We start from the raw sequence: 26,563 nt of genomic DNA, 5'->3' as shown, positions 1-26,563 counted from the left end.
ACAAGGGCCATGAACCTCTCGGAGCTCTGCATCCGCCGCCCGGTGATGACGACCCTGCTGACGGTCGCCATGGTCATGGCGGGCCTGTTCGCCTTCGGCCAGCTGCCGATCGCGGCGCTGCCCAACACCGACTTCCCGGTGATCAACGTCTCCGCCAGCCTGCCCGGCGCCAGCCCGGACAYGATGGCGAGCTCGGTGGCGACGCCGCTGGAGAAGCAGTTCGAGACCATCGCCGGCATCCAGTCGATGTCCGCGACCTCGGTCCAGGGGTCGACCACCATCACCCTGGAATTCGACCTGAACCGCAACATCGACGCGGCCGCCGCCGACGTCCAGTCCGCCATCACCGCGGTGCAGCGCAAGCTGCCGCCGGAGATGACCTCGCCGCCGAGCTACCGTAAGGTCAACCCGGCCGACGCGCCGATCATGCTGCYGTCGGTCAGCAGCGACACGCTGCCCCTGTCGACCCTGGACGCCTTCGCCGAGCAGGTGATCTCGCCCAGCCTGTCGACCCTGACCGGTGTGGCCCAGGTGTCGATCTATGGCAGCCAGAAATACGCCGTCCGCATCCAGATCGACCCCGACGCGCTGAACCACCGCGGCATCAGCGTCGACGACGTCCAGAAGGCGGTCGCCGCCGCCAACGTCAACACCCCGGTCGGCACCTTGCAGGGCCCGCAGCAGCAGCTGATCCTGCAGGCCGACACCCAGATGTACGACGCCAAGGCCTTCGCCGACCTGATCGTGGCGTCGCCCAACGGCATGCCGGTGCGGCTGGGCGACATCGCCAAGGTGATCGATTCCGTCGAGAACGACCAGACGGCCAGCTGGTTCGACCAGAACCGGTCGATCGTGCTGGCCGTCCAGCGCCAGCCCGACGCCAACACCGTCGCCATCGTCGATGCGGTGAAGGAGCTGCTGCCGAAGTTCAGCGCAGATATGCCGCCTTCGGTGAAGATCAACGTGCTGAACGACCGGTCGACCTCGATCCGCCAGGCGGTCACCGACGTGCAGTTCACGCTGGGCCTGACCATCGCGCTCGTCGTGATGGTGATCTTCATGTTCCTGCGCCGGCTGTCGGCCACCATCATCCCGACGGTGACGGTGCCGATCTCGTTGGTGGCCACCATCGCCGGCATGTATCTGTGCGGCTTCTCGATCGACAACATCTCGCTCTTGGGCCTGACCCTGTCGGTCGGCCTCGTGGTCGACGACGCGATCGTCATGCTGGAGAACATCGTCCGCTACATCGAGGAGGGCATGAAGCCCTTCGAGGCGGCGTTGAAGGGCAGCCGCGAGATCGGCTTCACCATCCTGTCGATCACCCTGTCGCTGGTCGCGGTGTTCATCCCGGTGCTGCTGATGGGCGGCGTGGTCGGCCGCATCTTCAACGAATTCGCGGTCGTCGTGACCATGTCGATCGCGGCCTCGGCCTTCGTCTCGCTGACGCTGACGCCGATGATGTGCTCGCGCTTCCTGCACGCCCATGACGAGGAGAAGCCGGAAGGCGCGATCGGCCGGACGCTGGAGCGCGGCTTCGATGCCATCCTCGGCTTCTATTCGCGGACGCTGCGCTGGTGCCTGGCACACCGCCCGGTGATGCTGCTGGTGTTCTTCGGCACCATCGCCGGCACCATGCTGCTGTTCCAGGCGATCCCGAAGGGCTTCTTCCCGACCGAGGATCTGAGCCAGCTGCAGGTCACCACCCAGGCCCGGCAGGACATCTCCTTCGACGCCATGATCGGGCTGCAGAACCAGGTCCGCGAGGTGTTCCGGAAGTCGCCCTATGTCCAGGACGTGGTGTCGAGCGTCGGCACCAACGGCTATGGCGGCACCCTGAACTCCGGCCGCTTGTTCGTGCAGCTGAAGCCGAAGGAAGAGCGCCCGCCGCTCGACACCGTGATCGCCGACCTGCGGCGCCAGCTCGGCCCGATCTCCGGCATCGACAGCTACATGGTGCCGGTGCAGAACCTCCGGGTCGGCGGCCGCACCTCCTCCGCCCAGTACCAGTTCGTGATGCAGGGCCTGAACCAGCAGGAGCTGTATGGCTGGGCCGGCAAGATGACGACCGAGATGCGGAGATCGTCGGTGCTGCAGGACGTGGTCAGCGACCTGCAGCTGAACGCGCTGCAGGCGACGCTGAAGGTCGACCGCGACAAGGCGGCCCAGCTGGGCGTCACCAGCGACGCGCTGCGCTCGACCCTCTATGGCGGCTTCGGCACCGAGCAGATCTCGACCATCTTCACCGCGGTCGACAGCTATGAGGTGATCCTCGAGCTCGACCCCGCCTTCCCGTGGTCGGCGGATTCGCTCGACAAGATCTATGTCCGCTCCTCCAACGGCGATCTGGTGCCGCTGGGCGCCTTCGCCACGGTGGAGCGCACGGCCGGGCCGCTGTCGGTCAACCAGCAGGGGCAGTTGCCGGCCGTCACCATCTCCTTCAACGTCGCCGGCGGCAAGTCGCTCAGCGACGCGACGGCTGAGATCGACCGGATCAAATCCGACATCGCTCTGCCGGTGACCATCACCACCGCCTATGCCGGCAACGCCCAGGTGTTCCAGCAGTCGCTGCAGAACCAGGGGCTGCTGCTGCTCGGCGCCGTGCTGACGATCTACATCGTGCTCGGGATTCTCTATGAGAGCTTCACCCATCCGTTGGTGATCCTCTCCGGCCTGCCCTCGGCGGCGATCGGCGCGCTGGGCACGCTGATGCTGTTCCGCACCGACCTGTCGGTGATCGCGATCATCGGCGTCCTGATGCTGATCGGCATCGTCAAGAAGAACGCCATCATGATGATCGACTTCGCGCTGAACGCGCAGCGCAGCGAGGGGCTCGCGGCCCGCGACGCGATCTACCGCGCCTGCACGCTGCGCTTCCGGCCGATCATGATGACGACGATGGCAGCGCTGATGGGCGCCCTGCCGATCGCGGTCGGCCAGGGGGCGAGCGCCGAGTTGCGCCAGCCGCTGGGCTTGGCGGTGGTCGGTGGGCTGATCGTGTCGCAGATGCTGACGCTGTACATCACCCCGGTGCTGTACCTCTATGTCGAGGACCTGACCCACGGCGCCCTGTCCTTCGGCCGCTGGCTCCGGCGGGGCGGCAAGGGCGGCGCCGTGGCTGGTCACGCCCCGGCGGAGTAGAGAGGCAACGTCTTGCCTTCTTGAAAGTCTAAGGTCTTCCGGCCTGACTATTCGGCCGGGTGGAATCTGCCTTGCAGCAAGACCGTCGCGACCGGCTCATGCGGGTTGGCGATCCGCCTTTCCAGGATCTCGATGAGCTTGTGCCCGACATCTGTGATGTCTACGGAATGAACGCCGATCTTCGCCGGCAGGAAGCGCGCCAGACGCGTGTTGTCGCGGGTGACGATGTGGACGTCCCGGCCCGGCACAAGGCCCCGCCTGCCGAGAGCGTGCAACGCGCCAAGCAGGCCCAGTTCGTTGGCGCATGCCAGGCCGGTCGGCGGATCTGATGACGCCAGCAGGCGATCGAACCAGGCTGCGCTCGATTCCATCGTGAACGTGCCGTGGCCGATCAGCGCCTGGTCGATCGGAATACCGGCCTCGGCCATCGCCCTTCCATAGCCTGCGAGACGCATGGCGCTCGCCTGATCCTCCGGCACGAGAAGCTGCAGCGCGATGCGCCGGCAGCCTTTGTCCATGAGCCGTTGGGTCGCATCATAGGCGATCTGCTCATTGTCGATATCGACATAGGGGTAGGCGAGGTTCAGGTCGGTTCGTCCAAACGCGACGAACGGGATGCTTTGATCCAGCAGCAGCCTGACGCGCGGATCGCCCGAGACCATGCGCGTGATGATCAGGCCGTCCGCGCTGCGCGCCTGAAGCAGGCGTTGCACGCTTTCGACGGGATCATCGTCGGGCGTGGTGGAATAGATCGACAGGCTATAACCCCTTTGCCGTGCCGCCAGCGTCATGCCTTCGATCAAGGGAAGCTTCAACAGATCGGACAGATAGTCTCTCGTCTCCATCGGGAGCACTGCCGTCAGCGTCTGGGTTTTTCCGGTTTTTAGCGCGCGGCCGTGATGGTTCGGTACATAGCCGACCCGCTTCGCCACCTCCTTGACCCGCTCTATGGTCGAGAGATGCACTTCCGGCCCATCCTTCAGAGCGCGGGATACGGTGGTCACCGAAAGGGAAAGTTCCGCCGCGATCTGCTTCAGATTGGCCATGCCGCCAGACTTCATATGCGAGAGCGCCGGCTGATTTTGCCGGGCATCGCAACGGTACCGGATTCGACCTATCGGGTAAAATCCAAGCTCACCGAACCGACGGACCTATCCGACAGAAGCTTGACTCTGGACCGTTTTGCGACAATCGTAACGTTACGATTTTTAAAAAGCCCGTGAGATGAGTGTTTTTTAACCCGAGGTGAGGAGAACCTATGTCTCGGCTACTGCGCGTTTCCCTGGCAGCGATCGCAGTCACGGTTGCCTTGCCGGTCTCTGCCCAAACAGTCACCATCACGACCGCGGGCGGTGATTATGGCAACGCCATGAAGGAAGCCATGTGGGCCCCTGCCGCAAAAGAGCTTGGCTATGATGTCCGCGAGGAGACCCTCAGCGACGGCCTAGCCGGCTTGAAGATGCAGGTCACCTCGGGTGCGGTCACGACCGACGTCATTCACCTGGGCTCACCAGAAGGCGCGCAGGCCGCCGCGCAATCGCTGCTGGAGCCTCTCGACTTCAAGATCATCGACCAGAAGTCCGTGCCGGACGGGGCAAAGTCCGATTACTGCTATCCGTTCGACTCCTATGGCACCGTCATGTCGTGGAACACCAAGACCTATGGCGAGAACCCGCCGAAGACATGGGCGGAGTTCTGGGATGTCGGCAAATTCGCTGGCCGCCGCGCGCTGCGCGCCAATGCGCAGGATTCGATCGAGATCGCGCTGCTCTCCGACGGCGTGGCCCCGGCGGACGTCTATGCCGTGCTCAGCACGCCGGAGGGTCTGGATCGCGCGATCAAGCGGCTCGAGGCGCTCAAACCCAACGTCTCCGTGTGGTGGACCTCGGGAGCTCAATCGGCGCAGCTGCTGAAAGACGGTGAGGCGGATCTGGTCGTGACCTGGAACGGACGGGCCCAAACCGTGAAGGCAGATGGCGGCGCGGCTGACTACACGTTCAAGGGCTCGGTCATCGGTACGGACTGCCTTGGGGTGCCGAAGGGAGCGCCGAACAGGGAAGCCGCGATGAAGCTCATCGCGGCGATGACGCAGCCGGCGCGAGTTGCGAAGCTGACCGATTTCATCGCCTACGGCCCGGTCAATCCTGCGGCATATGAGGGTGGCCTCATTCCCGGGGATCGGCTGAAGACCCTGGCGACCGCGCCTGACAACGCCGGCACTTCGGTGTTTTCGAATTCAGAATGGTGGGTGAAGAATGGCGAGGCCGCCCAAAAGGCCTTCGATGAAATGATGGCCCGCTGAGCCTCGGCTCTATAAGGCTGAGCCCATGATGAAATCGCTCGCGATTACCATCGACAGCGTGCGCAAGGCTTATGGGCCTTACGTCGCACTGGATGATGTTTCGCTCGACATCAAAGCTGGCGAATTCCTCACGCTGCTGGGCCCGTCGGGGTCGGGCAAGACCACGTTGCTGATGGCTCTGGCCGGCTTTGTCCGGCCGGATTCCGGCAAGCTCCTGTTGGGCGATCGAGACATCACCCGCCTGGCGCCCAACAAACGGGACATCGGCATAGTATTCCAGAACTACGCCTTGTTCCCCCATATGAATGTTCTGGCGAATGTCACGTATCCGCTGATGCTGCGCAAGACGCCGAGAGCGGAGGCGCGTCAGCGGGCGCTTGACACCTTGGCTCGCGTGAAGCTGGACGGTCTGGCGGAGCGCAATGTTGCCGCACTGTCCGGCGGCCAGCGCCAACGGGTGGCGCTGGCGCGGGCGATCGTGTTCGAGCCACGCGTGATGCTGATGGACGAGCCGCTGTCGGCACTCGACAAGAATCTGCGCGAAACCATGCAGTACGAGATCCGGCGTCTGCACGATGACCTGGGGATCACCACGATCTACGTGACCCATGACCAGCGCGAAGCGCTGATCATGTCCGACCGGATCGCGGTGATGAATTCCGGCCGCATCCAGCAGATCGACACGCCGCAGCGAATTTACGATCGTCCATCGACCCGCTTCGTCGCGGAGTTCATGGGCGAGGCCAACATCGTGGCCCCAGGCTCGGTGCGCAGCATCGATGGCGCCGAAGCGTCACGCGAAACTCTGATGATCCGGGCCGAAAGCTTCCATCTCGATGCGAAGCTCGTCGGGCGAGACGGAGTGGCTCTTGAAGGAACACTGCGCGCCAAGGCGTTTCGCGGCGAGAACTGGCTTCTGACGCTGGCCCTCGACGGTGGGCAAGAGGTTCTTGTCTGCATTCCGGCAGGACTGGCCGGCGGTTGCGCCGAACTTGCCGCCGGTCAGCGGATGACCGCATACGCACCGGCAGCGAAGGTTCACGCGCTGCCGGGAGCGATCGCGTGACCGTCGCCCCGGATCCGGCGCTCGCGGCCGATGCGCGGCGCGAGCGGCGGTTCTTCCTCTCGCTTTCGCTTCCGGCGCTGATCATCGTGGGATTGGCGGCGATACTGCCGATCCTCTGGATCATCCGGCAATCCTTCCTGACCACCGGCGGTGACTACACCGTCGGCAACTACGAAAAGGTGCTTTCGAGCGGGCTGACCTGGTCGGCGCTGGTCACAACCCTTGAACTGTCCTTTGGCACGCTGGCGGTCTGCATTCTTCTCGGCGTCCCCCTCGCGCTCGCCCTGGCCAGCGCCAGACCCAGGGTGGCCAACCTGCTGATGGCCTTTGTCATGCTGCCGTTGTGGACCTCTATTCTGGTGCGCACCTATGGCTGGCTCGTGCTGTTGCGGCGCGAAGGCCTGATCAACGCAGCCTTGACCGGTTCGGGCCTGACAGCGGAGCCGTTGCCGCTGGTCTACAACTTCACGGGAACGCTGATCGGCATGGTTCACTACATGCTGCCGCTCTTTCTGCTGCCCGTTTATGCCGCGATGCGGGATATCGATGCGAACCTCGTTCGCGCGGCGGCGAGCATGGGAGCCACCCTCGGGCAAGTCATCCGCACAGTCATCATGCCCCTTTCGGCGAGCGGCATCTTCTCGGGCTCGATCATCGTCCTCATCTACACAATAGGCTTCTTCATCACACCGGCGGTGCTTGGCGGCGGCAAGGTAAACCCTCTCTCCACCCGGATCGAGCGTACGCTGTCGACCTTCCAGGATTGGGGGTCGGCGAGCGTCCTGGGCATTCTGCTCCTCGTTCTCATGGCGCTGATCGGTGTGACGGTGCTGGCGGTACAGCGCCTGGTGGCCCGGAACACGACGGGCGCCCCCCATGCTTGAAGCCTATCCGCAAAACCGGCTCGCCCGCATCCTCCTCTGGAGCTTTGCGGCTCTCGTCATGGCATTTCTGATGGTGCCGACGCTCGTGGTGGTGCCGCTCTCCTTTTCGGCGTCGAACCTGCTCGAGTTTCCGCCGCACGCCTACTCGTTGCGCTGGTACGAGAACTTCTTCGGCTCGGCAACGTGGATGGCTGCGCTCAGAACGAGCTTGATCCTCGGGACATTGACGGCGTTGATCGCGGTGCCTTTTGCGCTGCTCGCCTGCATCTCGATGAATCGGCTGGGCGGAAAGGCCGCGGCGGCGATCCAGAGCATCCTGCTCACCCCCTCGATCACCCCGGGGATCCTGCTCGCGATCGGTCTCTTCTTCGTGCTGGCGGCGCAGCGTCTGGTCGGAACGCTGTTCGGCGTGCTGGTCGGACATGTGGTGCTGGCCATTCCGGTCGGCTGCATCGTGTTGTTGCCCGCCCTGGCCCGCTTTGATTGGAACCAGGTTCAGGCAGCGCGCAGTCTCGGCGCGAACTGGGCAACAGCGATCAGCGGAATAATTGTTCCGCAACTTCAGATCAGCTTGTTGTCGGCGACACTGATGGCCTTCCTGACCTCACTCGACGAGTCCGTCATTTCGATCTTCGTCGCCAGCGGTCAGAACAGCACGCTGCCGAAGCTCATGTTCCTGTCGCTGCGCGATCAGATCGATCCGACCATAGCGGCGATCTCGACATTGTGGACGGCCGTCGTCGTGGTCGCCGTCCTCATCGTGACCCTGCGCCGAAAATCCTGACCGGGACTGGAAGCATGCCCAGCAATCGCACAGCCGACGATCCGGCGGATCATTCAATGGCCATACCCCAGGTGGGGTTGGCGATCATCACCGGATCGGCGAATTGGGGGCTCGCCTTCCCGGAAGATGTCGAATTCGCCGGTGTGCGCACCCTGCGTCGGGACATGAGCTTTGAAACGCCCTTCGGTCGTACCGACAACTGGAAGCTGCTCGAGTTCGATGGGTCGATCACGGCCGAAGGGACAGCAAAGCGCGCGCTGTGCATGTATTCGCACGGCAATCCCCGCGACCATATCGACCATTCCTGCCATCGCCGCGCATTCTGGGTCTTGATGACGGCGGGTGTACGGCAAGTCCTGGCCTGCTCGACCGTCGGCGCCGTCAACAAGGCGATCCAGCCCGGCGACATGGTGGTCGCCGCCGATATCATCGAACTGACCCAGACCCCGTTTTCACTGCTTCCGGATCGCCAGAGCTTCGACTGCTCGGGCAAGCAGATCGTGTGTCCAAGATGTGCGGCGGTTCTGGTCGAAACGGCCCGCCGTCATTGGCCGGCCGAAGGCCGCGTTCATGGCATCGAACAGCAGTTGGTGGCTGCCCATTGTTATGGGCCGCGACTGACCACCCCAGCCGAAGCCTTGGCGTATCGGAGCATGGGGGCAGATGTCCTCAACCATTCGATAGCCCCCGAGGCTACCTTGTCACGCGAGATCGGCGCGTGCTTCGTGCCCTGCGCGTTCGTAACCGCAGGTTTCAACGACTACATGGACCGCAATCGCCAGGAATTGCTGCAGCAGGACGTGTTGCCGAGCCTCTCCATGACAGCCTCGCGGGTTGCGCTGGAGACCGCGGCACGCCTTCCGGCTGATCCCGAATGCTCCTGCCATGGCTTGAAGTCGCCTCAACCGGCAGAGCGCTCTACCCGGTTCTGACGCAGCGGCTATCGAGAGAGGCGACGCAACACGATCGAGCTATGGACGCCGGAAGAATGCGGGCCCCAGCGGCCGCAGGCGGACGCCGTCGCGCAGGCGGGTGAAGGGCTGGGCCGCGGGGTCGGCCAGGTTCGGGCCTGGGGCTTCGGCCACCAGCACCGCCTCGGCGATCGGCTCGAAATCGGCGCGGAAATGCACCGAGCTCTTCAGCGCCAGGATCGCCTGCTGTGCCGGCTCGACCCCGAGATGGCGGAACATCTCCCGGTCGGCCGCCTGCTGCTTGCGGCTGCACACGGCGACACGGACACCGCCGGGATGGCGCAGCAGCGCCATCGGGCCGAGCTGCATGCGGTTGCCGCCGTAGAACGGGCCGGTGCCGGTGAAGCGGCCATCGCCCAGCGCCTCCACCGTCCATTCCGCCCGCAGCGGCTGCTGCCCGCCATAGGCGCTGCCGGCGCCGATGCCGCGGTCCAGCACCGCGCCGACACCCGCCGCATGCGCCGCCGCGGCCGTGGCCGCGTCGGCCAGCAGGCCCAGCACCGCGCCCTCGGCGCCGCCGCGGATCAGCGCCTCCAGCAGCACCACCCCGTCGGATTCGGCGCCGCCGCCGGGATTGTCCTGGGTGTCRGCCAGCACCACCGGCCGCGTCGCTCCGGCCGCAAGGCGCCGCGCCTCGGCCACCGCCGCGTCGGGCGGCAGCAGCACCGGCACGAATTCCCGCTCGGCCGCGGCGATCGCCGCCGTCATCGCATCCACCGCCGCAGCCAGCGCCGCGGGATCGGCGCCGTAGCCGACCAGGCTGGGCCCACAATCGGCGAAATCCGCCGCCGGGAAGCCCATGGAGAAGCCGAGCGAGACGTCGTGCCGGCGCTCGAGCTCGGCCATCAGCGCATAGAGCCGGCGCGCCGGGTCGGACAGCGTGCATTGCGCCACCAGCGAGACCAGGAACTCCGCCTGCCGGAACACCTTCTTCGGCCGCCAGCCGGACAGGATGCGGTCCAGCAGCGCCGCCGCCCGCGCGCCGGTCTCGGCCATGTCGACATGCGGATAGGTGCGGTAGGGCACCAGCAGGTCGGACAGGTCGACCATCCGCTGGGTGACGTTGGCGTGCAGGTCCAGGCTGGCGACGATCGGGATATCCGGCCCGGTCACGGCGCGGATCCGGGCCAGGATCTCGCCTTCCCCGTCCGGCACGCTCTCGGTGACCATGGCGCCATGCAGGTCGAGATAGACGGCGTCGACCGGCCCGGCGGCGCGCAAGTCGGCGACCAGCATCGCCGTGATCCGCTCGAAGGCATCGTCGGTCACCGGCGCCGAGGGCGAGGCCGAGCACCACAACAACGGCGCGATCTCGTGCCCCGCCGCCGTCGCGGCCGCGAGGAAGCCGCCCGCCGGCAGGTTGATCCCGGCCAGGGCCGGCGCCAGGGCCGCGCCGCGCGACAGGCCGGGCCAGCCATCGGCGGTCTCGAACTGGTCGTAGCCGGCCTTGGCCGAGGCGAAGCTGTTGGTCTCGTGCTGGAACCCGCCGACCGCGATCCGCATCCCCTACTCCCATCCTGTCGTTCCATGGTCATGGCACAGCCTGGCCGGAGGGTCGAGCGGTGACGCCTGCCCCACCCTGGCCTAGGATGACCTCCCCAAGGAGAGTCGCATGCGTCCAGCCGCCTTTGTCCTGCTCATCGCTGCCCTGCTGCCCGGCGTCGCCACGGCGGAGGATGTCTGCGGCCTGTATCAGACCCTCGGTGCCGCCGACGCCACGCCGCGGCTGCAGATGATCGCGCCGGGCCAGGATCGGGTTCATTTCGTCAAGGATTCAGTGGACCAGCCGGGCTGCCCGAACGAGACCGCCGTCTGCGCGGCGAAGGGCTATCTGGTGGCGAATGACCGCGTCGTCGTCACCGGCGCCCAGGGCGGCTATGCCTGCGCCACCTTCACCGGCGCCGGGCCGAAATTCGCGAGCACCACCGGTCTGCTGCCACTGAGCGCGCTGACCGATGCGCCGGCCTCCTCGACCGAAGACTGGCGCGGGGCCTGGCGCAGCGGCGACGAGCAGGAGATCGACATCAAGCCGGCGGCGGGCGGCGCGATCGCGATCGAGGGCAATGCCAGCTATGGCGGCAGCGACCCGGCCCGGGTGGCGCGCGGCGCCGTCAATGTCGGCCAGATCAGCGCCACGCTGACGCCGGCGAACGGCAAGGCCGCCTTCTCGGTCGGCCCCGATGGCAACGCCGCGCCCTACGACGCGGATCCCGGCGACGACAGCACCTGCCGCGTCCGGCTGTGGCGCCTCGGCCCCTATCTGGTGGCGGCCGATAACCTGATCTGCGGCGGCCTGAACGTGACCTTCACCGGGGTCTATGGCCGAGGCAAGTAGCGGGCGGCCCCGGTGGGCCGCCTATCCGCTCACGGATGCTTGTGAATCGGGTCGACCCAGTAGACGGCTTCCGGCTTCTCCACCGGCTCGATGTCGAGATTGACCACCACCGCCTCGTTGTCGCTGCGCACCAGCACGCATTCCAGCGGCTCGTCGGTCGAGGCGTTGATCTCCTGGTGCGGCACATAGGGCGGCACGAAGATGAAGTCACCCGCCCCGGCCTCGGCGACATATTCCAGCTTCTCGCCCCAGCGCATCCGGGCCTTGCCGCGGACGACATAGATCACGCTTTCCAGCGCGCCGTGGTGATGCGCGCCGGTCTTGGCGTCGGGGTGGATGGTGACGGTGCCGGCCCAGATCTTCTGCGCCCCGACCCGGGCGGCATTGATCGCCGCCTTGCGGTCCATGCCCGGCGTCTGGGCGGTGTTGGGGTCGAGATCGGTGCCCCGGATCACGCGCACCCCGTTCAAGCGCCAATCCGGAGTCTCGTGGTGATGATGCTCGGTCATGGGTCGGTCCGAAGTTCCCGCGGCGTTCGGCGCAAAGACTGCTCCGCGACCGCGGCCGGCGCAACCGCGATCGGCCCATTCCTGAAATTCCCCGTCCGGCTTAACCGGTCCGTCACGGTTCGCTGTTATAGGAGCGCCGTCCGATTCTTTCCGTTGCCATGAGACGCCGATCGTGACTTCCGACAGCCGCCGCCAATTCCTCAAAACCGGCCTCGCCACCGCGGCCGCGATGGCCATGCCGGCCAGCATCCGCCAGGCCATGGCGATCCCCGCCCATAACGCCACCGGAACCTTGCGCGACGTCGAGCACATCGTCGTGCTGATGCAGGAGAACCGGTCCTTCGACCATTACTTCGGCACGCTGAACGGCGTCCGCGGCTTCGGCGACCCGCGCCCGGCGCCGCTGCCGAGCGGCCGGCCGGTCTGGTACCAGAGCATCGGCCGCAACGGCGCCGGCCGCACCGGCTACGACAATGTCGGCTGGGACCATTGGCATGAGCGGGAGCGCTGGTACGAGGCCGACCCCAAGGCCCAGGCCCGGCTCGACTACGTCCTGCCGTTCCGGCTCGACACCAGCAGCACCAGCGCCCAGCACATGGACGGCACCGACCACAGCTGGAAGCTGGACCAGTCGCTGTGGAAGAACTGGGACAGCTGGGTGCCGCTGAAGAGCCGGATGTCGATGGGCTATTACGACACGGCCTCCGACCTGCCCTTCTACCGCCACCTGGCGGATGCGTTCACGATCTGCGACGCCAATCACTGCTCGATCTTCGCCAACACCGAGCCGAACCGGCAGTACTTCACCGGCGGCGCCAGCGTCTACACCCTGACCGGCCGCGACCCGAAGAACCCGAAGCGCCGGTTGCACGGGCAGGAGCTGGACAACAACTGGACCGGCGACATGGATCTCGACGAGCCTTGGGAAGGGCTCACCTGGGAGGCCTATGCCGAGACGCTGGAGAAGCACGGCATCGACTGGCGGGTCTACCAAGCCTATTCCAACTATGGCTGCAATTCGCTGGCCTATCACCGCGACTTCCGCAAGCTGGACAAGAGCTCGGACCTGTACAAGCGCGGCCGTGCCTATGTCGGCCCCAAGCTGGCCTCGAACGAGGATCCCTACGACGCCGTGCTGGCGCGGGCGATCGCCGAGGATGTCAAGGCCGACCGGCTGCCGCAGGTGTCCTGGGTGATCTGCCCCGACGCCTTCTGCGAGCACCCCAACGCCTCCCCCGCCGCCGGCCAGGCCTTCGTCGACAAGATCCTCGAGGCGTTGACCAGCAACCCGAAGGTCTGGGCCAAGACCGCCCTGATCGTGAACTACGACGAAAATGACGGCTTCTTCGACCATGTGCCAGCGCCGGTGCCGCCGGTGAACACCCGGTTCTACGGCTATCAGGGCCGCAGCACGCTCCCGGTCGGGGACGAGAACTTCAACGGCGTGCCGATCGGCCTCGGGCCCCGGGTGCCGATGCTGGTGGTCTCGCCCTGGAGCAAGGGCGGCTGGGTCTGCTCCGAACTGTTCGACCACACCTCGGTGCTGCAGCTGATCGAGCGGCGCTTCGGCGTGCCCTGCCGCTTCATCTCGCCCTGGCGCCGCGCGGTCTGCGGCGACCTGACCACGGCCTTCGACTTCCGCACGCCCGACGCCGCCCTGCCGCCGCTGCCGGATACGCGCCGCTACAAGGCCGAGGCGGATGCCGCCGCCAGCCGGCCCGGGCCGGTGCCGCCGGCGGCGCAGTCCAGGCCGGTGCAGCAGCAGGGGCAGCGCCGCGCCCGGCCCCTGCCCTACCGGCTCGGCGCCCATGCCCGGCTCGACCCGACCGGGCGAAGGGTCTGGATCGATTTCGCCAATGCCGGCACCGTCGGCGCCTGCTTCACCGTCTATGCCGATGGCGGCGCGACCTTCGACGAGACGGGCAAGCCCTATGAGCCGGACGACACCGTGTTCCCGGACCGGCCGATGCAGCCGACCGCCGACCGACGCGGACCGTGGCAATACACGGTCGGGGCCGGCGACACGCTGTCGGACAGCTGGACGCCGGACCATGGCCGCAGCTACGACCTGTCGGTCTATGGGCCGAACGGCATGCTGAACCGGTTCAAGGGCCGCCTGACCCCGATTCTGTCGGGCGAGGCGCGGCCCGACGTGCGGCTGATGCAGGACGGCATCACCGGCGACGTCACGCTGCTGTTGAACAACACCGGCTTCCGGCCCTGCTATCTCACCGTCGCCAACGGCTACAGCGCCGAGCCGCCGCGGCACGTCTACCTGTGGCCGGGCGCCCTGGTCCGCGACCGCTGGTCACTGCGGTCCAGCTCCGGCTGGTTCGATCTCAGCATCACGGCGGGGACTGGCGACGGCTTCCTGCGCCGTTTCGCCGGCCATGTCGAAATCGGCCGCCCGAGCCTGACTGACCCGAAGCTGGGCGGGCCTGCGGTCGACATGGTCTAAAAAGACTGAGGCCGCGGTGCTGTCCGGCGCCGCGGCCTCATCACAAAACGCGTGGAAAACGGAGCGTCGGCGGACCGACTACCGGTCCTTCGGCAGCTTCTCGGCGATGCCATACAGCTTCTGGCGGCGGTCCATCTCGTCCCAGACCTCGCAGGGTCCGATCCCGAGCTCGGTCAGCAGCACGGTCAGGTTGAACATCAGGTCGGCGGCCTCCTCGATCACGGCCTGGCGCTCGCCCCGGACGGCGTCGATCGCCACCTCGGCCGCCTCTTCGACCAGCTTCTGCGCCATCTTCGGCACGCCGCTGTCGATCAGCTTCGCGGTGCGCGAGCTGAGCTGCATGCGCGACCGCCGCCCCCGCAGCTCTTCCGCCAGAGCCTCAAGCCGATCCCGTCCGAGCGCCTGACCCATCTCTCTGCCCCCTGTCCACCTGCCCCCGGGAACCGCCTCCCAACGGCCCTCGCGGAATCCTGCGCCGCAATCACGGCGCCCGAATGTTCCATCCGCCACAGAGCCGCCCGGGGCTGGTCACGACGCGACCGGGTCGAGCCCGTCCGCGCCATGCGGCCCGCTTCTTGCACGGCTGTGCAAGCTCGACATGAAAGAGCCGTCCTGTCAACCATCCATAGCCTCCGCCCGGGGTAACCAAACCAGCCCTGGTGCTTGCCTTCTGCACGGCTGTGCATATCATCGGCTGTTTCGCCGCCTGGAGATGGGCGGCAACACCAGCAGGTCTGTTCCATCGTGACCCGTCGCCGCAGCTTCGCCAGCGCCCAGCAGGTGGCCGACCGGGCCGGCGTCTCCCGCTCCGCCGTTTCGCGCACCTTCACCCCCGGCGCGAGCGTCTCGGCCGAGACCCGGCAGCGGGTGATGTCGGCGGCAGAGGCGCTGGGCTACCACGTCAACCACCTGGCCCGCGGCCTGACCCGGCGGTCCAGCAACATCGTCTGCATCGTCGCCTCCGACCTGGAGACGCCGCTGCGGTCGCGCATGGTCGGGGCCCTGACCGACCGGCTGCAGCACAGCGGCCGCGTCGCCATGCTGATCGGCACCAGCGGCCGCGGTGACGCCGATGCCCGGTCGGCGCTGCGGCAGATCCTGAACTACCGGGCCGACGCCACCATCGTGCTGTCCGGCACGCCATCGGAGGAGATCACCCGGCTGTGCCTCGCCGCCGGGCAGCGGGTGGTGCTGATCAACCGCGACGACCGGATCGAGGGGCCGGACAACATCGCCATCGACAGCGCCCTGCCCGGCCGGCTGGCGGTGGCCGCCTTCCGCCGCGCCGGCTGCCGGCGATTGGGCCTGGTGACCTCGGCCCAGGGCACGCCCGCCCTTTTGGCGCGCGAGGCCAGCTTCCTGGCCGCCGCCCGGGCCGAGGGGATCGAGCCCGCCGTCTGGCGCGGCGGCCGCACCGTCTACGCCACCGGCCGGGCCGCGGCGCACGACCTGCTGCTGCGGCCGGACCGGCCGGACGCCGCCTTCTGCATCAACGACCTGGTCGCCTTCGGCTTTATCGATGCGGCGCGCCATGATCTGGGCCTGCGCGTGCCCGAGGATCTCTGCGTCATCGGCTTCGACAACACCGAGCAGGCCGGCTGGTCGGCCTATGACCTGACCACCTTCGAACAGTCGGTCGACGCCACCGGCGACGCGGTGATGGCGGCGCTGGACTCCGCGGAGGGCACGGCGCCGCTGCGGCTGACGATCCCGGCGCCGCTGGTCTGGCGCCGCACCGTCCGCGGCCCGGCGCCGGCCGGCTGAGCCGGTTCAGAGCACGAAATCGGCGGCAACCAGGGCGATGGTGCGGGTCAGGATGATGTGGAAGTCGGAGACCTTGTCGCCGTCGACGTCGCCCGCAATGGTGGTGACACCGGGGCTGGTAAAGGCGAAACGCAGCTGCCCGGCGACACCGGTATAGAGGCCGGTGCCGATGAAGCTGAAGGCCTGGTTGTCGGCGGCCGTGATGTTCGCGTCCATGCCGTAGAGATCGACGCGGTCGCCCTGGCCTCGGGTGAAGTCGGTGATCCGGTCGGCCTCGGCCCCGACGGGGCTGTGGACCGTGCCGATATAGACGAAACGGTCCGCCCCTGCGCCGCCGGTCAGCGTGTCCGCTCCGCGGGCGCCGGTGAGGACATCGTCGCCGGCGCGGCCCTGCAGCACATTGGCGCCAGCGGTCCCGACCAGATAGTCGTTGGACTCGCCGCCGGAGATGTTCTCGATGCTGATCAGGTTATCGCCTGCGGCATCGCCGCCGCTAGTGGTGCCGGCAAAGAGATCGACCATGACCCCGGTCGAGCCGGAATAGTCTGCCGTGTCGGTACCGTCACCACCGTTCAGAGAGTCCGCCCCGGCGCCGCCGATCAGCTCGTCGTCACCGCCCCAACCGGCCAGCGAGTCGTTGCTTTCACGGCCATCCAGCCAGTTGGCTCCGTCATCGCCGCCGAGCGTGTCGACGAATTCAGATCCTTCCAGTTGCTCGATGCTGACCAGAATGTCGCCCTCGGCATCACCGCCATGGGCAGTGCCGCTCCTCAGGCTGACAGACACCCCGCCATCGCTGCTGGCATAGGACGAGCGGTCGATACCGGCACCGCCGTCCAGACGGTCACCACTATTACCACCGATCAGAATATCGGGGCCGCCGAGGCCATAGATCTGATCGCTGCCGCCGTCGGCGTCAATAAGGTCAAATAGCTCCGTGCCGTAGAGCACGTCGTCACCCGGTGTCGCTCCCACTGCAGTCCCCCTTCAAAATCGATCGCCATTGCCGGCCTTTTGAAAAAATCAGCCACAAATACAAATTGGAAGCCGGATTCCATCCGAAAGGTCCGAGGCCACGCCGCAACTTCGGGCCAAGAGGCAGTAAATCCTAAAGCGGGTCAGCGCACAAGCCGGCCCACCGCCGCTATCCAACGGCGAATGTCGGGATCTTCGCCTCATCAGCGTCGCAACACCGAAAGCCCGGTTCACAGCACGAAATCGGCCGCCACAAGATTGATGGTCCCGGTCAGGACGATGTTGAAGTCGGCGGTGCCGTTGCCGTTGACGTCGCCGGAGACAATGGTCTGGCCGGCGTTCTGCCAGATGTGAAGTTGTCCGGCGACGCCGGTGAAGGCGGCGGTGCCGATGAAAGTGAAGGCTTGGTCGCCGGCGACCGTGAACTTGGCGTCGATGCCCGACAGGTCGATGCGATCGCCCTGGGCGTGGCTGAAATCGGTGATGACATCGGCATTGGCGCCTACCACGCTATCGCCGAGCGCCGCGAAGGTGAAGTGGTCCGCCCCGGCGCCGCCGGTGAGCGTGTCCTTGCCGGCCCGGCCGATGAGGGCGTCGTTGCCGTTCCAGCCCTGCAGCACATTCGCGCCGGTGTTGCCGTAGAGGCTGTCGCTGCCCTGGCTGCCAGACAGGTTCTCGATCGAGACCAGGATGTCGCCCTGCGCTTCGCCGCCGCTGCCGAGACCGCTGGCGAGGCTGACCACGACTCCGGTCGTGCCGTTGTAATAGCTGGCGGTGTCGATGCCGGCGCCGCCGTCGAGCCGGTCGGCTCCGGCGCCGCCGCGGAGCACGTCGGCGCCGCCCCAGCCCTGCAGCACATTGGCGCCGGCGTTACCGTAAAGGCTGTCGCTGCCCTGGCTGCCGGAGAGGTTCTCGACATTGTACAGGTGGTCGCCCTGGGCTTCGCCGCCACTGCCCTTGCCGGTGGCGAGATCGACCACGACCCCGACGCTGCTGCTGTAGTAGCTGACGGTATCGACGCCGGCGTCGCCGCCAAGATCGTCGGCCCCGGCGCCGCCGCGCAGCACGTCGTTGTTCTCTCCGCCATAAAGCTGGTCGTTGCCGGCGCCGCCATCAAGCGTGTCGTCGCCCGCATCCCCGGTAATGAAGTCATGTGCGTCATCGCCGAAAATCGTGTCGTTGCCGGCGTCACCGCTGAGCAGGTCTTCGCCGGCCCCGCCGTAGAGCACGTCGTCATTCTCGGCGCCGGCGATATTGTCGTCTCCGTCGCCCCCCGACAGCGTATCGTTGCCGATCCCGCCCGAGACCAGGTCGTTCCCGGCATCGCCAGAAATGACGTCATTGCCGGCACCGCCATCGAGCCGATCGGCCCCGGCGCCGCCATACAGCCGGTCGATGCCGTCTCCGCCGAGCACGACGTCGGGAGCGTCGCCGGCATAGGCGATATCGTTGCCGGCACCGCCATCGATGAAATCGAGTCCCAGCCCGCCCCAGATCGCGTCGTTGCCGTCCCCGGCGGAGATATGATCGTTCCCGGCGCCACCACTGAGGCGGTTGTCGAGGCCGTTGCCGGTGAGGCTGTCGTCGCCGCCGCCGCCCAGCGCATCCAGCCCGGCCGCCCCCAGGTCGATCGAATCGGCGCCGCCGTGGCCGGCGACGCGCTCGCCGGCCGCCGCCGTGTACAAGCCGTCGATCTGGACCAGCGACGCCGAATTGGTGGTGACGAAGAGATCCGCAACCCCCGGGTATCCCATCGGGTTCGCGACCCCGAGATAGACCGATCCGGTCGACGTCGCCGAAAAGGTCAGGATCCCGAGCTCGCCGGGCGAGCTGGTGGCGAGCGCGTTTCCGTCCGCGTCGATGACGCCGATAGCGGCATTGCGGTTATCGGCACTGACGGTGCTTCCGATCAGATAATAGGTGACGCCGGCCGTCACCTGCAGCCTGGTCAAGGCGATGCTGGCGAATTCCTCGATCGGGACCGACAGCGCCCCCGCATTGCGCGTGAGGTCCCAGTCCAGTGCGGTGAGGTTGGTGGGCGTGAATGCCATCGCTCTTCCCCTTCATCCGGCGGCCGTCCGCAATACCCGCCCGCCAGTCTGCTCCGGACTGACCTCAGCCGCCTCAGCCAAATGGAGGATGCCCGCCCGAGGGAACAGGGATATTATGTCGAGTTTTTCCGGCTACGGTCGCCGGTTGCATTCGGCCGGCGCGACGCCCCGGCCGGGTGCGGTCAGAGCACGAAGTCACCGGCGACCAGGGCGATCGTGCCGCTCAGGACGATGTTGAAGTCGGCGGTGCCGTTGCCGTTGACGTCGCCGGAGACGATGGTCTGGCCGGCGTCGTGCCAGATGTGGAGCTGCCCGGCCACATGGGTGAAGGCGGCGGTGCCGATGAAGCTGAAGGCCTGGTCGCCCGCGACCGTGACATTGGCATCGATCCCGGCCAGGTCGATCTTATCGCCCTGGGTGTGGCTGAAATCGGTGATCCGGTCGGCATTGGCGCCGACCACGCTGTCGCCGAGCGCGGTGAACTGGAAGCGGTCGGCCCCGGCGCCCCCGGTGAGCGTGTCCTTGCCGGCCCGGCCGACGAGCACGTCGTTGCCGTTCCAGCCCTGCAGGACGTTGGCGCCGGCATCGCCGTAGAGCTGGTCCCAGCCTTGGCTGCCGGAGAGGTTCTCGATGCCGCTCAGGGTATCGCCCTGGGCCTCGCCGCCGCTGCCGAGGCCGGTGGCCAGGCTGACCAGGATTCCGGTGGTGCCGCTGTAGTAGCTGGCGGTGTCGGTGCCGGCGGAGCCCACCAGCACATCCGCCCCGGCGCCGCCGCGGAGGATATCGTTGCCAGCGCCGCCGTCGAGCTGGTCGTTGCCGTCCTCGCCCGACAGCGTGTCGGCGAGGGCGTCGTCGACCCCGACGGCGAGCACGTCATTGCCGGCACCGCCGCGCAGCTCGACCGCATAGCCCCAGCTGTTGGTGCGGATCGTGTCGTCGCCGCCAGAGCCCTGGATCACCTCCCAGTTCTGCCAGGCATCCGTGCTGATGTCGGCGTCGAGCACGCCCGACTGCCAGTCGGCGACCATGGCGTTTCCGAACACGATGGTGTCGCGGCCTGCGCCGCCATCCATGATATCCGCTCCGTCCCCGACATAGAGATAGTCGTCGCCGTCGCCGCCGCGGAGCGTGTCGTCGCCCTCGCCGCCGATCAGCAGGTCGGAGCCGCCCATCCCGGCGAGGACATCGTTCCCGCTGAAGCCCTCGAGGCGGTTGGCGGCGGCAGAGCCGGTGAGGGCGTCATCGTAGCCGGCGATGCCTCGGACGTTCTCGATGCCCGACAGCGTGTCGCCATCCGCCTCGCCGCCGCTGCCGAGGCCGGCGCCGAGGTCGACCGTCACCCCGGCGGTACCGTCATAGTCGACGGTGTCGATGCCGGCGCCGCCGTCGAGCCGATCCGCCTCGGCGCCGCCAGTCAGCAGATCGTCACCGGCACCGCCGATGAGGGTATCGCTGCCGCCCCCACCGAGGACGATGTCATCGCCTTCGTAGCCGTTAAGAACGTTCGCAACCACACCGCCCGCAATGCAATCCGCGCCTTTGCCGCCGTTGACGTTCTCGATGCTGGCATAAGTGTCCCCCTCGGCATCGCCGCCGACGCCGACTCCGCTGCCCAGATTGACCAGCACCCCGGCAGTGGCGCCGTAATAGCTGACGAGGTCGATGCCGGAGCCGCCGTCGAGCACATCGGCTCCGGCGCCGCCGCGGAGGACGTCGTTGCCGTAGCTGCCCACGAGATGATCGTCGCCGGCGAGGCCGCTGAGGACATCGTCGCCGCCATAGCCGTCGAGGCGGTTGGCGCCGGAAGATCCGGTGAGGATGTCGCCATGGTCGCTGGTGCCCCAGACATTCTCGAAGCCCGTGATGACGTCGCCCTGGGCCTCGCCGCCGGCGGCAAGGCCGATGCTGAGGTCGACGGTCACCCCGGCGGGACCGTCGTAATTGAGGGTGTCGATTCCGGCACCGCCATCGAGATGATCGGCCCCGGCGTCGCCCGCAAGGATATCGTCACCAGCGCCACCGACGACCGTGTCGTTGCCGCCCTCGCCGTGGACCCAGTCGGCGCCGCCCAGGCCGTTCAGGGTGTTGGCCGCCGCGGAACCGTTCAGGTTGTCGCCGAACTCGGTGCCGCTGATGTTCTCGATGCCGTTGAGCACATCGCCCTCGGCCTCGCCGCCGGTGCCGTGGCCGGTGGAGAGATCGACGTTCACGCCAACGGAGCCGCCGTAGCTGATGACGTCGATGCCGGCGCCGCCGAGCAGCCCGTCCGCCCCGGCGCCACCGATGAGGCTGTCATTGCCGTCGCCGCCGTCGATCACATCGTCGCCGCCGCCGCCATAGATCACATCGGTGCCGCCGAGGCCGCTCACCGTGTCGCCGCCGTCCGTCGTTTGGGCGATGTCGGTCACGCCGGGCGGAGCGATCAGCCCGTCGCCGGCGATATGGATCAGATCGGCTCCGGCAGTTCCATTGACGATGGCCATGTCCGTCTCCCTGTCACGGATGCTGCGGTGCGCGATGCCGCCGATAGCCCGCCCGGGACCGCCCCGGCCGGCTGCGGTCAGAGCACGAAGTCGCCGGCGACCGGTGCGACCGTTCCGCTCAGGACGATGTTGAAGTCGGCGGTGCCGTTGCCGTTGACGTCGCCGGAGAGGATGGTCTGGCCCGCGTCGTGCCAGATGTGGAGTTGCCCGGCCACATGAGTGAAGACGGCGGTGCCGATGAAGCTGAAGGCCTGGTCGCCCGCGACCGTGACATTGGCATCGATCCCGGCCAGGTCGATGCGGTCGCCCTGGGCATGGCTGAAATCGGTGATCCGGTCGGCATCGGCGCCGATCACGCTGTCGCCGAGCGCAGTGAACTGGAAGCGGTCGGCCCCGGCGCCGCCGCTGAGCGTGTCCTGGCCGGCCCGGCCGACGAGGGTGTCATTGCCGTTCCAGCCCTGCAGCACATTGGCGCCGGCACTGCCGTAGAGGCTGTCGCCGCCCTGGCTGCCGGAGAGGTTCTCGATGCCGCTCAGAGTGTCGCCCTGGGCCTCGCCGCCGCTGCCGGTCCCGCTGGCGAGGCTGACCAGGATTCCGGTGGTGCCGGTATAGTAGCTGGCGGTGTCGGTGCCGGCGGAGCCCACCAGCACATCCGCCCCGGCGCCGCCGCGGAGCACGTCGTCGCCGGGGCCGCCGTCGAGCCGGTCGTTGCCGGCCTCGCCCGACAGCGTGTCGGCGGTGGCGTCGTTGACCCCGGCGGCGAGCACGTCGTCGCCGGCACCGCCGCGCAGTTCCACCGCGTAGCCCCAGCTGTTGGTGCGGATCGTGTCGTTGCCGGACGAGCCCTGGATCACCTCCCAGTTCTGCCAGGCATCCGTGCTGATGTCGGCGTCCAGCACGCCCGACTGCCAGTCGGCGACCATGGGGCGGTCGAAGACGATGGTGTCGCGGCCGGCGCCGCCATCCATGACATCCGCCCCGTCCCCGACATGGAGGAAATCGTCGCCGTCGCCGCCGTGAAGCGTGTCATCGTCAGCGCCGCCGATCAGCGTGTCGGCGCCGCCCATCCCGGCGAGGACATCGTTCCCGCCGAAGCCCTCGAGGCGGTTGGCGGCGGCAGAGCCGGTGAGGATATCATCGTAGATGCCGGTGCCCCAGGCGTTCTCGATGCCGGACAGCGTATCGCCTTGCGCCTCACCGCCGCTGCCGAGGCCGGTGCCGAGGTCGACCGTCACCCCGGTCGATCCGTCATAGTTGACGGTGTCGATGCCGGCGCCGCCGTCGATGCGGTCCGCCCCGGCATCGCCCTCCAACTGATCGTCGCCGGCACCGCCGAGGACGGTATCGTCGCCGTCCCCGCCATAAATGGTATCGTGGCCCTCATAGCCGTTCAGGACATTCGCCGCCGTGCTGCCCTCGATGGCGTCCGCGCCCTTGCCGCCATTGACGTTCTCGATGGCGACATAGGTGTCGCCCTGGGCGTCTCCGCCGCCGCCGACACCGGACGACAGATTGACCGTCACGGCGACAGTGGCGCCGTAGAAGGTGACAAGGTCGATGCCGTCGCCCCCGTCCAGCACATCGGCCCCGGCGCCGCCGCGGAGGACGTCGTCGCCGTGATCGCCCAAGAGCTGGTCGTCGCCGGCGCCGCCGCCGAGGACGTCGTCGCCGCCCCAGCCGTCGAGGAGATTGGCGCCGGACGATCCGGTGATGATGTCGCCATGGACGTTGTTGCCCCAGACGTTCTCGAAGCCCGAGATCACGTCGCCCTGGGCGTCGCCGCCGGCGGCAAGGCCGGTGCTGAGATCGACGGTCACCCCGGCGGGACCGTCGTAGTTGAGGATGTCGCTGCCGGCCCCGCCATCGAGATGATCGGCGCCCGCGTCCCCTGTGATCGTATCGTCGCCGGCACCGCCGCTGACTGTGTCGTTGCCGTTTTCTCCGTGAAGGTTGTCACCGCCATCCCCGCCGTCGAGCATATCGTTGCCATCCTGGCCATGGAGCAGGTCGCTGCCGCCGAGGCCGGTCAGCGTGTTCGCCGCAGCCGATCCGGTTATGCTGTCGCCGAAAGCGGTGCCGTGGACATTCTCGATGCCGTTGAGCACGTCACCCTCGGCATCGCCGCCAATGCCATGGCCGGTATTGAGACTGACCAGCACGCCAGTCGCCCCGCCGTAGCTGACGAGGTCGATGCCGGCGCCGCCGAGCAGCGTGTCCGCCCCGGCGCCCCCGATCAGGCTGTCATTGCCGTCCCCGCCATCGATCAGGTCGTTGCCGCCGCCGCCATAGATCGCGTCGGTGCCGCCGAGGCCGCTCAGCGTGTCGTCGTTGTCCGTCGCCTGGGCGATGTCGGTGAAGCCGGGCGGCGCGATCAAGCCATCGCCGACATTATGGATCAGATCGGCTCCGGCGGTTCCGTTGACGACGGCCATGCTGGGGTTCCCTGTCGCGGATGCTGCGGTGCGAGATGCCGCCGATAGTCGGCCCGGGACCAATCCCGGCTGGGCTGGCTCAGAGCACGAAGTCGCCGGCGACCAGGGCGATCGTGCCGCTCAGGACGATGTTGAAGTCGGCGGTGCCGTTGCCGTTGACGTCGCCGGAGACGATGGTCTGGCCGGCGTCGTGCCAGATGTGGAGCTGCCCGGCCACATGGGTGAAGGCGGCGGTGCCGATGAAGCTGAAGGCCTGGTTGCCCGCGACCGTGAACTTGGCGTCGATCCCCGCCAGGTCGATCTTATCGCCCTGGGCATGGCTGAAATCGGTGATCCGGTCGGCATTGGCGCCGACCACGCTGTCGCCGAGCGCGGTGAACTGGAAGCGGTCGGCCCCGGCTCCGCCGGTGAGCGTGTCCTTGCCGGCCCGGCCGACGAGGGTGTCGTTGCCGTTCCAGCCCTGCAGGACGTTGGCGCCGGCATTGCCGTAGAGGCTGTCGCCGCCCTGGCTGCCGGAGAGGTTCTCGATGCCGGACAACGTATCGCCCTGCGCCTCGCCGCCGCTGCCAGTGCCGCTGGCGAGGCTGACCAGCACCCTCGTCGTGCCGCTGTAGTAGCTGGCCGTGTCGGTCCCTGCGGAGCCCACCAGCACATCCGCCCCGGTGCCGCCGCGGAGGACATCGTTGCCGGCGCCGCCGTCGAGCTGGTCGTTGCCGTCATCCCCCGACAGCGTGTCGGCGACGACGCCGATGCTGTCGCCCCCCGCGGCGAGCACATCGTCGCCGGCACCGCCGCGCAGCTCCACCGCATAGCCCCAACTGTCGGTGCGGATCGTGTCGTTGCCGTAGGAGCCCTGGATCGCCTCCCAGCTCTGCCAGGTATCTGTGCTGATGTCGGGGTCGAGCATGCCCGACTGCCAGTCGGCGACCATGGGGATGTCGAAGACGATGGTGTCGCGGCCGGCGCCGCCGTCCATGATATCCGCGCCGGCCCCGACATGGAGGAAGTCGTCGCCGTCGCCGCCGCGGAGCGTATCATCGCCAAAACCGCCGATCAGCGTGTCGGAGCCGCCCATCCCGGCGAGGACATCATTCCCGCCCCAGCCCACGAGGCTGTTGGCCCCGGCAGATCCGGTGAGGACATCATCGTGGAGGCTGGTGCCCCAGGCGTTCTCGATGCCGGACAGCGTATCGCCCTGGGCATCGCCGCCGCTGCCGTAGCCGGTGCCGAGGTCGACCGTCACCCCGGCCGGTCCCTCATAGCTGGCGGTATCGATGCCGGCGCCGCCGTCGATGCGGTCCGCCCCGGCATCGCCCTGCAGTTGATCGTCGCCGGCACCGCCGAGGAGGGTATCATCGCCGTCCCCGCCACCAATGGTGTCGTTGCCCTCATAGCCGTTCAGGACGTTCGCGGCCGTGCTGCCCGCGATGGTGTCCGCGCCCTTGCCGCCATTGACGTTCTCGATGCCGGCATAGGTGTCCCCCTCCGCATCGCCGCCGCTGCCGACACCGGATGACAGATAGACCGACACCGCGGCGGTGGCGCCGTAGAAGCTGACGAGGTCGATGCCGTCGCGGCCGTCCAGCACATCGGCCCCGGCGCCGCCGCGGAGGACGTCGTCGCCGTAACCGCCCACGAGCTGGTCGTCGCCGGCGCCGCCGCTGAGGACGTCGTCGCCGCCAAAGCCGTCGAGGAGATTGGCGCCGGACGATCCGGTGATGATGTCGTCATGAACGTTGGTGCCCCAGACATTCTCGAAGCCCGAGATCACGTCGCCCTGGGCGTCGCCGCCGGCGGCAAGGCCGGTGCCGAGATCGATGGTCACCCCGGCGGGACCACCGTAGTTGAGGATGTCGCTGCCGGCCCCGCCATCGAGATGATCGGCCCCGGCGCCGCCCACAAGGATATCGTCACCGGCGCCACCGTCGAGCGTGTCGTTGCCGGCCCCGCCGTGGATCGAGTCGGCGCCGCCGAGGCCGTTCAAGGTGTTGGCCGCCGCGGAACCGTTCAGGGTGTCGTCGGACTCGGTGCCATTGATGTTCTCGATGCCGTTGAGCACATCGCCCTGGGCGTCGCCGCCGACGGCTTGGCCGGTGGTGAGATCGACGAGGACGCCATCAGTGCCGCCGTAGCTGACGACGTCGATGCCGGCGCCGCCGAGCATCGTGTCCGCCCCGGCGCCACCGATGAGGCTGTCATTGCCATCGCCGCCGTCGATCACGTCATTTCCGCCGCCGCCATAGATCGCGTCGATGCCGCCGAGGCCATTCAGCGTATCGGCGTCATCCGTCGCCTGGGCGATGTTGGTGAAGCCTGGCGGCGCGATCAGCCCGTCGCCGGCGACATGGATCAGATCGGCTCCGGCGGTTCCGTTGACGACGGCCATGCTTGGGTTCCCTGTCGCGGAT

18 protein-coding genes are annotated in these 26,563 nt (G+C 67.6%); 9 read left to right on the top strand and 9 right to left on the bottom strand.

The window, feature by feature from the left end:
* The first annotated feature begins 9 nt into the window (after positions 1 to 9).
* Positions 10 to 3,141, top strand: a complete 3,132-nt coding sequence (locus tag AB4Z01_RS09345) for an efflux RND transporter permease subunit (RefSeq protein WP_441692665.1) — start codon at positions 10 to 12, stop codon at positions 3,139 to 3,141.
* Between the two features lie 47 nt (positions 3,142 to 3,188).
* On the opposite strand, the gene AB4Z01_RS09340 is transcribed toward AB4Z01_RS09345, so the two are convergent.
* A complete protein-coding gene (locus AB4Z01_RS09340) occupies positions 3,189 to 4,187 on the bottom strand; it encodes a LacI family DNA-binding transcriptional regulator (RefSeq protein ID WP_441692663.1) in 999 nt (332 codons plus the stop codon).
* A gap of 212 nt (positions 4,188 to 4,399) precedes the next feature.
* On the opposite strand from AB4Z01_RS09340, the gene AB4Z01_RS09335 reads away from it, so the two are divergent.
* The 5 genes from AB4Z01_RS09335 to AB4Z01_RS09315 are packed head-to-tail and all read left to right on the top strand — an operon-like array spanning position 4,400 to position 9,109.
* Positions 4,400 to 5,443 carry an ABC transporter substrate-binding protein gene (locus tag AB4Z01_RS09335; RefSeq protein ID WP_441692662.1) on the top strand — a complete coding sequence of 348 codons (1,044 nt, stop codon included), beginning with the start codon at positions 4,400 to 4,402 and terminating at the stop codon, positions 5,441 to 5,443.
* A 25-nt stretch (positions 5,444 to 5,468) separates the two neighbouring features.
* Positions 5,469 to 6,509 carry an ABC transporter ATP-binding protein gene (locus tag AB4Z01_RS09330; protein WP_441692661.1) on the top strand — a complete coding sequence of 347 codons (1,041 nt, stop codon included), beginning with the start codon at positions 5,469 to 5,471 and terminating at the stop codon, positions 6,507 to 6,509.
* A complete protein-coding gene (locus AB4Z01_RS09325) occupies positions 6,506 to 7,393 on the top strand; it encodes an ABC transporter permease (RefSeq protein ID WP_441692660.1) in 888 nt (295 codons plus the stop codon). The genes AB4Z01_RS09330 and AB4Z01_RS09325 overlap by 4 nt, the downstream gene beginning before the upstream one ends.
* A complete protein-coding gene (locus tag AB4Z01_RS09320) occupies positions 7,386 to 8,177 on the top strand; it encodes an ABC transporter permease (protein WP_441692659.1) in 792 nt (263 codons plus the stop codon). The genes AB4Z01_RS09325 and AB4Z01_RS09320 overlap by 8 nt, the downstream gene beginning before the upstream one ends.
* 56 nt (positions 8,178 to 8,233) lie before the next feature.
* The gene (locus AB4Z01_RS09315; protein ID WP_441692658.1) at positions 8,234 to 9,109 is read left to right on the top strand and encodes a phosphorylase family protein; all 876 of its coding nucleotides are present in this window, start codon (positions 8,234 to 8,236) and stop codon (positions 9,107 to 9,109) included.
* Positions 9,110 to 9,148: 39 nt separating this feature from the next.
* On the opposite strand, the gene AB4Z01_RS09310 is transcribed toward AB4Z01_RS09315, so the two are convergent.
* Positions 9,149 to 10,651: a M81 family metallopeptidase gene (locus AB4Z01_RS09310; RefSeq protein ID WP_441692657.1), complete on the bottom strand. Its 1,503-nt coding sequence runs from the start codon at positions 10,649 to 10,651 to the stop codon at positions 9,149 to 9,151.
* Between the two features lie 109 nt (positions 10,652 to 10,760).
* On the opposite strand from AB4Z01_RS09310, the gene AB4Z01_RS09305 reads away from it, so the two are divergent.
* Positions 10,761 to 11,483: a hypothetical protein gene (locus AB4Z01_RS09305; protein ID WP_441692655.1), complete on the top strand. Its 723-nt coding sequence runs from the start codon at positions 10,761 to 10,763 to the stop codon at positions 11,481 to 11,483.
* 29 nt (positions 11,484 to 11,512) lie between these two features.
* On the opposite strand, the gene AB4Z01_RS09300 is transcribed toward AB4Z01_RS09305, so the two are convergent.
* The gene (locus AB4Z01_RS09300; protein WP_441692654.1) at positions 11,513 to 11,992 is read right to left on the bottom strand and encodes a cupin domain-containing protein; all 480 of its coding nucleotides are present in this window, start codon (positions 11,990 to 11,992) and stop codon (positions 11,513 to 11,515) included.
* Between the two features lie 172 nt (positions 11,993 to 12,164).
* On the opposite strand from AB4Z01_RS09300, the gene AB4Z01_RS09295 reads away from it, so the two are divergent.
* Positions 12,165 to 14,450 (top strand): phosphocholine-specific phospholipase C, encoded by a 2,286-nt coding sequence (locus AB4Z01_RS09295; protein ID WP_441692652.1) that lies wholly within the window; start codon positions 12,165 to 12,167, stop codon positions 14,448 to 14,450.
* A 78-nt stretch (positions 14,451 to 14,528) separates the two neighbouring features.
* Here the strand turns inward: AB4Z01_RS09295 and hisE are convergent, their stop codons facing one another.
* The gene (gene hisE, locus AB4Z01_RS09290) at positions 14,529 to 14,861 is read right to left on the bottom strand and encodes a phosphoribosyl-ATP diphosphatase (protein ID WP_441692650.1); all 333 of its coding nucleotides are present in this window, start codon (positions 14,859 to 14,861) and stop codon (positions 14,529 to 14,531) included.
* Positions 14,862 to 15,194: 333 nt separating this feature from the next.
* Here hisE and AB4Z01_RS09285 point away from each other — a divergent pair, with 333 nt between their 5' ends.
* Positions 15,195 to 16,214 carry a LacI family DNA-binding transcriptional regulator gene (locus AB4Z01_RS09285; protein ID WP_441692649.1) on the top strand — a complete coding sequence of 340 codons (1,020 nt, stop codon included), beginning with the start codon at positions 15,195 to 15,197 and terminating at the stop codon, positions 16,212 to 16,214.
* A 6-nt stretch (positions 16,215 to 16,220) separates the two neighbouring features.
* Here AB4Z01_RS09285 and AB4Z01_RS09280 read toward each other — a convergent pair whose 3' ends face one another.
* The 5 genes from AB4Z01_RS09280 to AB4Z01_RS09260 all read right to left on the bottom strand — a co-directional run bounded on the left by AB4Z01_RS09280 (position 16,221) and on the right by AB4Z01_RS09260 (position 26,541).
* Positions 16,221 to 17,189: a calcium-binding protein gene (locus AB4Z01_RS09280; RefSeq protein ID WP_441692648.1), complete on the bottom strand. Its 969-nt coding sequence runs from the start codon at positions 17,187 to 17,189 to the stop codon at positions 16,221 to 16,223.
* A 230-nt stretch (positions 17,190 to 17,419) separates the two neighbouring features.
* The gene (locus tag AB4Z01_RS09275; RefSeq protein WP_441692647.1) at positions 17,420 to 19,240 is read right to left on the bottom strand and encodes a calcium-binding protein; all 1,821 of its coding nucleotides are present in this window, start codon (positions 19,238 to 19,240) and stop codon (positions 17,420 to 17,422) included.
* Positions 19,241 to 19,422: 182 nt separating this feature from the next.
* Entirely contained in the window at positions 19,423 to 21,723 is a 2,301-nt protein-coding gene (locus tag AB4Z01_RS09270) for a beta strand repeat-containing protein (protein WP_441692645.1), read from the bottom strand.
* Between the two features lie 77 nt (positions 21,724 to 21,800).
* Positions 21,801 to 24,155 (bottom strand): beta strand repeat-containing protein, encoded by a 2,355-nt coding sequence (locus AB4Z01_RS09265; protein ID WP_441692644.1) that lies wholly within the window; start codon positions 24,153 to 24,155, stop codon positions 21,801 to 21,803.
* Positions 24,156 to 24,234: 79 nt separating this feature from the next.
* A complete protein-coding gene (locus AB4Z01_RS09260) occupies positions 24,235 to 26,541 on the bottom strand; it encodes a calcium-binding protein (RefSeq protein ID WP_441692642.1) in 2,307 nt (768 codons plus the stop codon).
* Between the last annotated feature and the right edge of the window lie 22 nt (positions 26,542 to 26,563).

This window comes from Inquilinus sp. YAF38 (genome assembly GCF_052113205.1).
In the GTDB taxonomy this organism is placed as follows: Bacteria; Pseudomonadota; Alphaproteobacteria; order DSM-16000; family Inquilinaceae; genus Inquilinus.
This window is presented reverse-complemented; position numbering and strand designations above follow the sequence as displayed.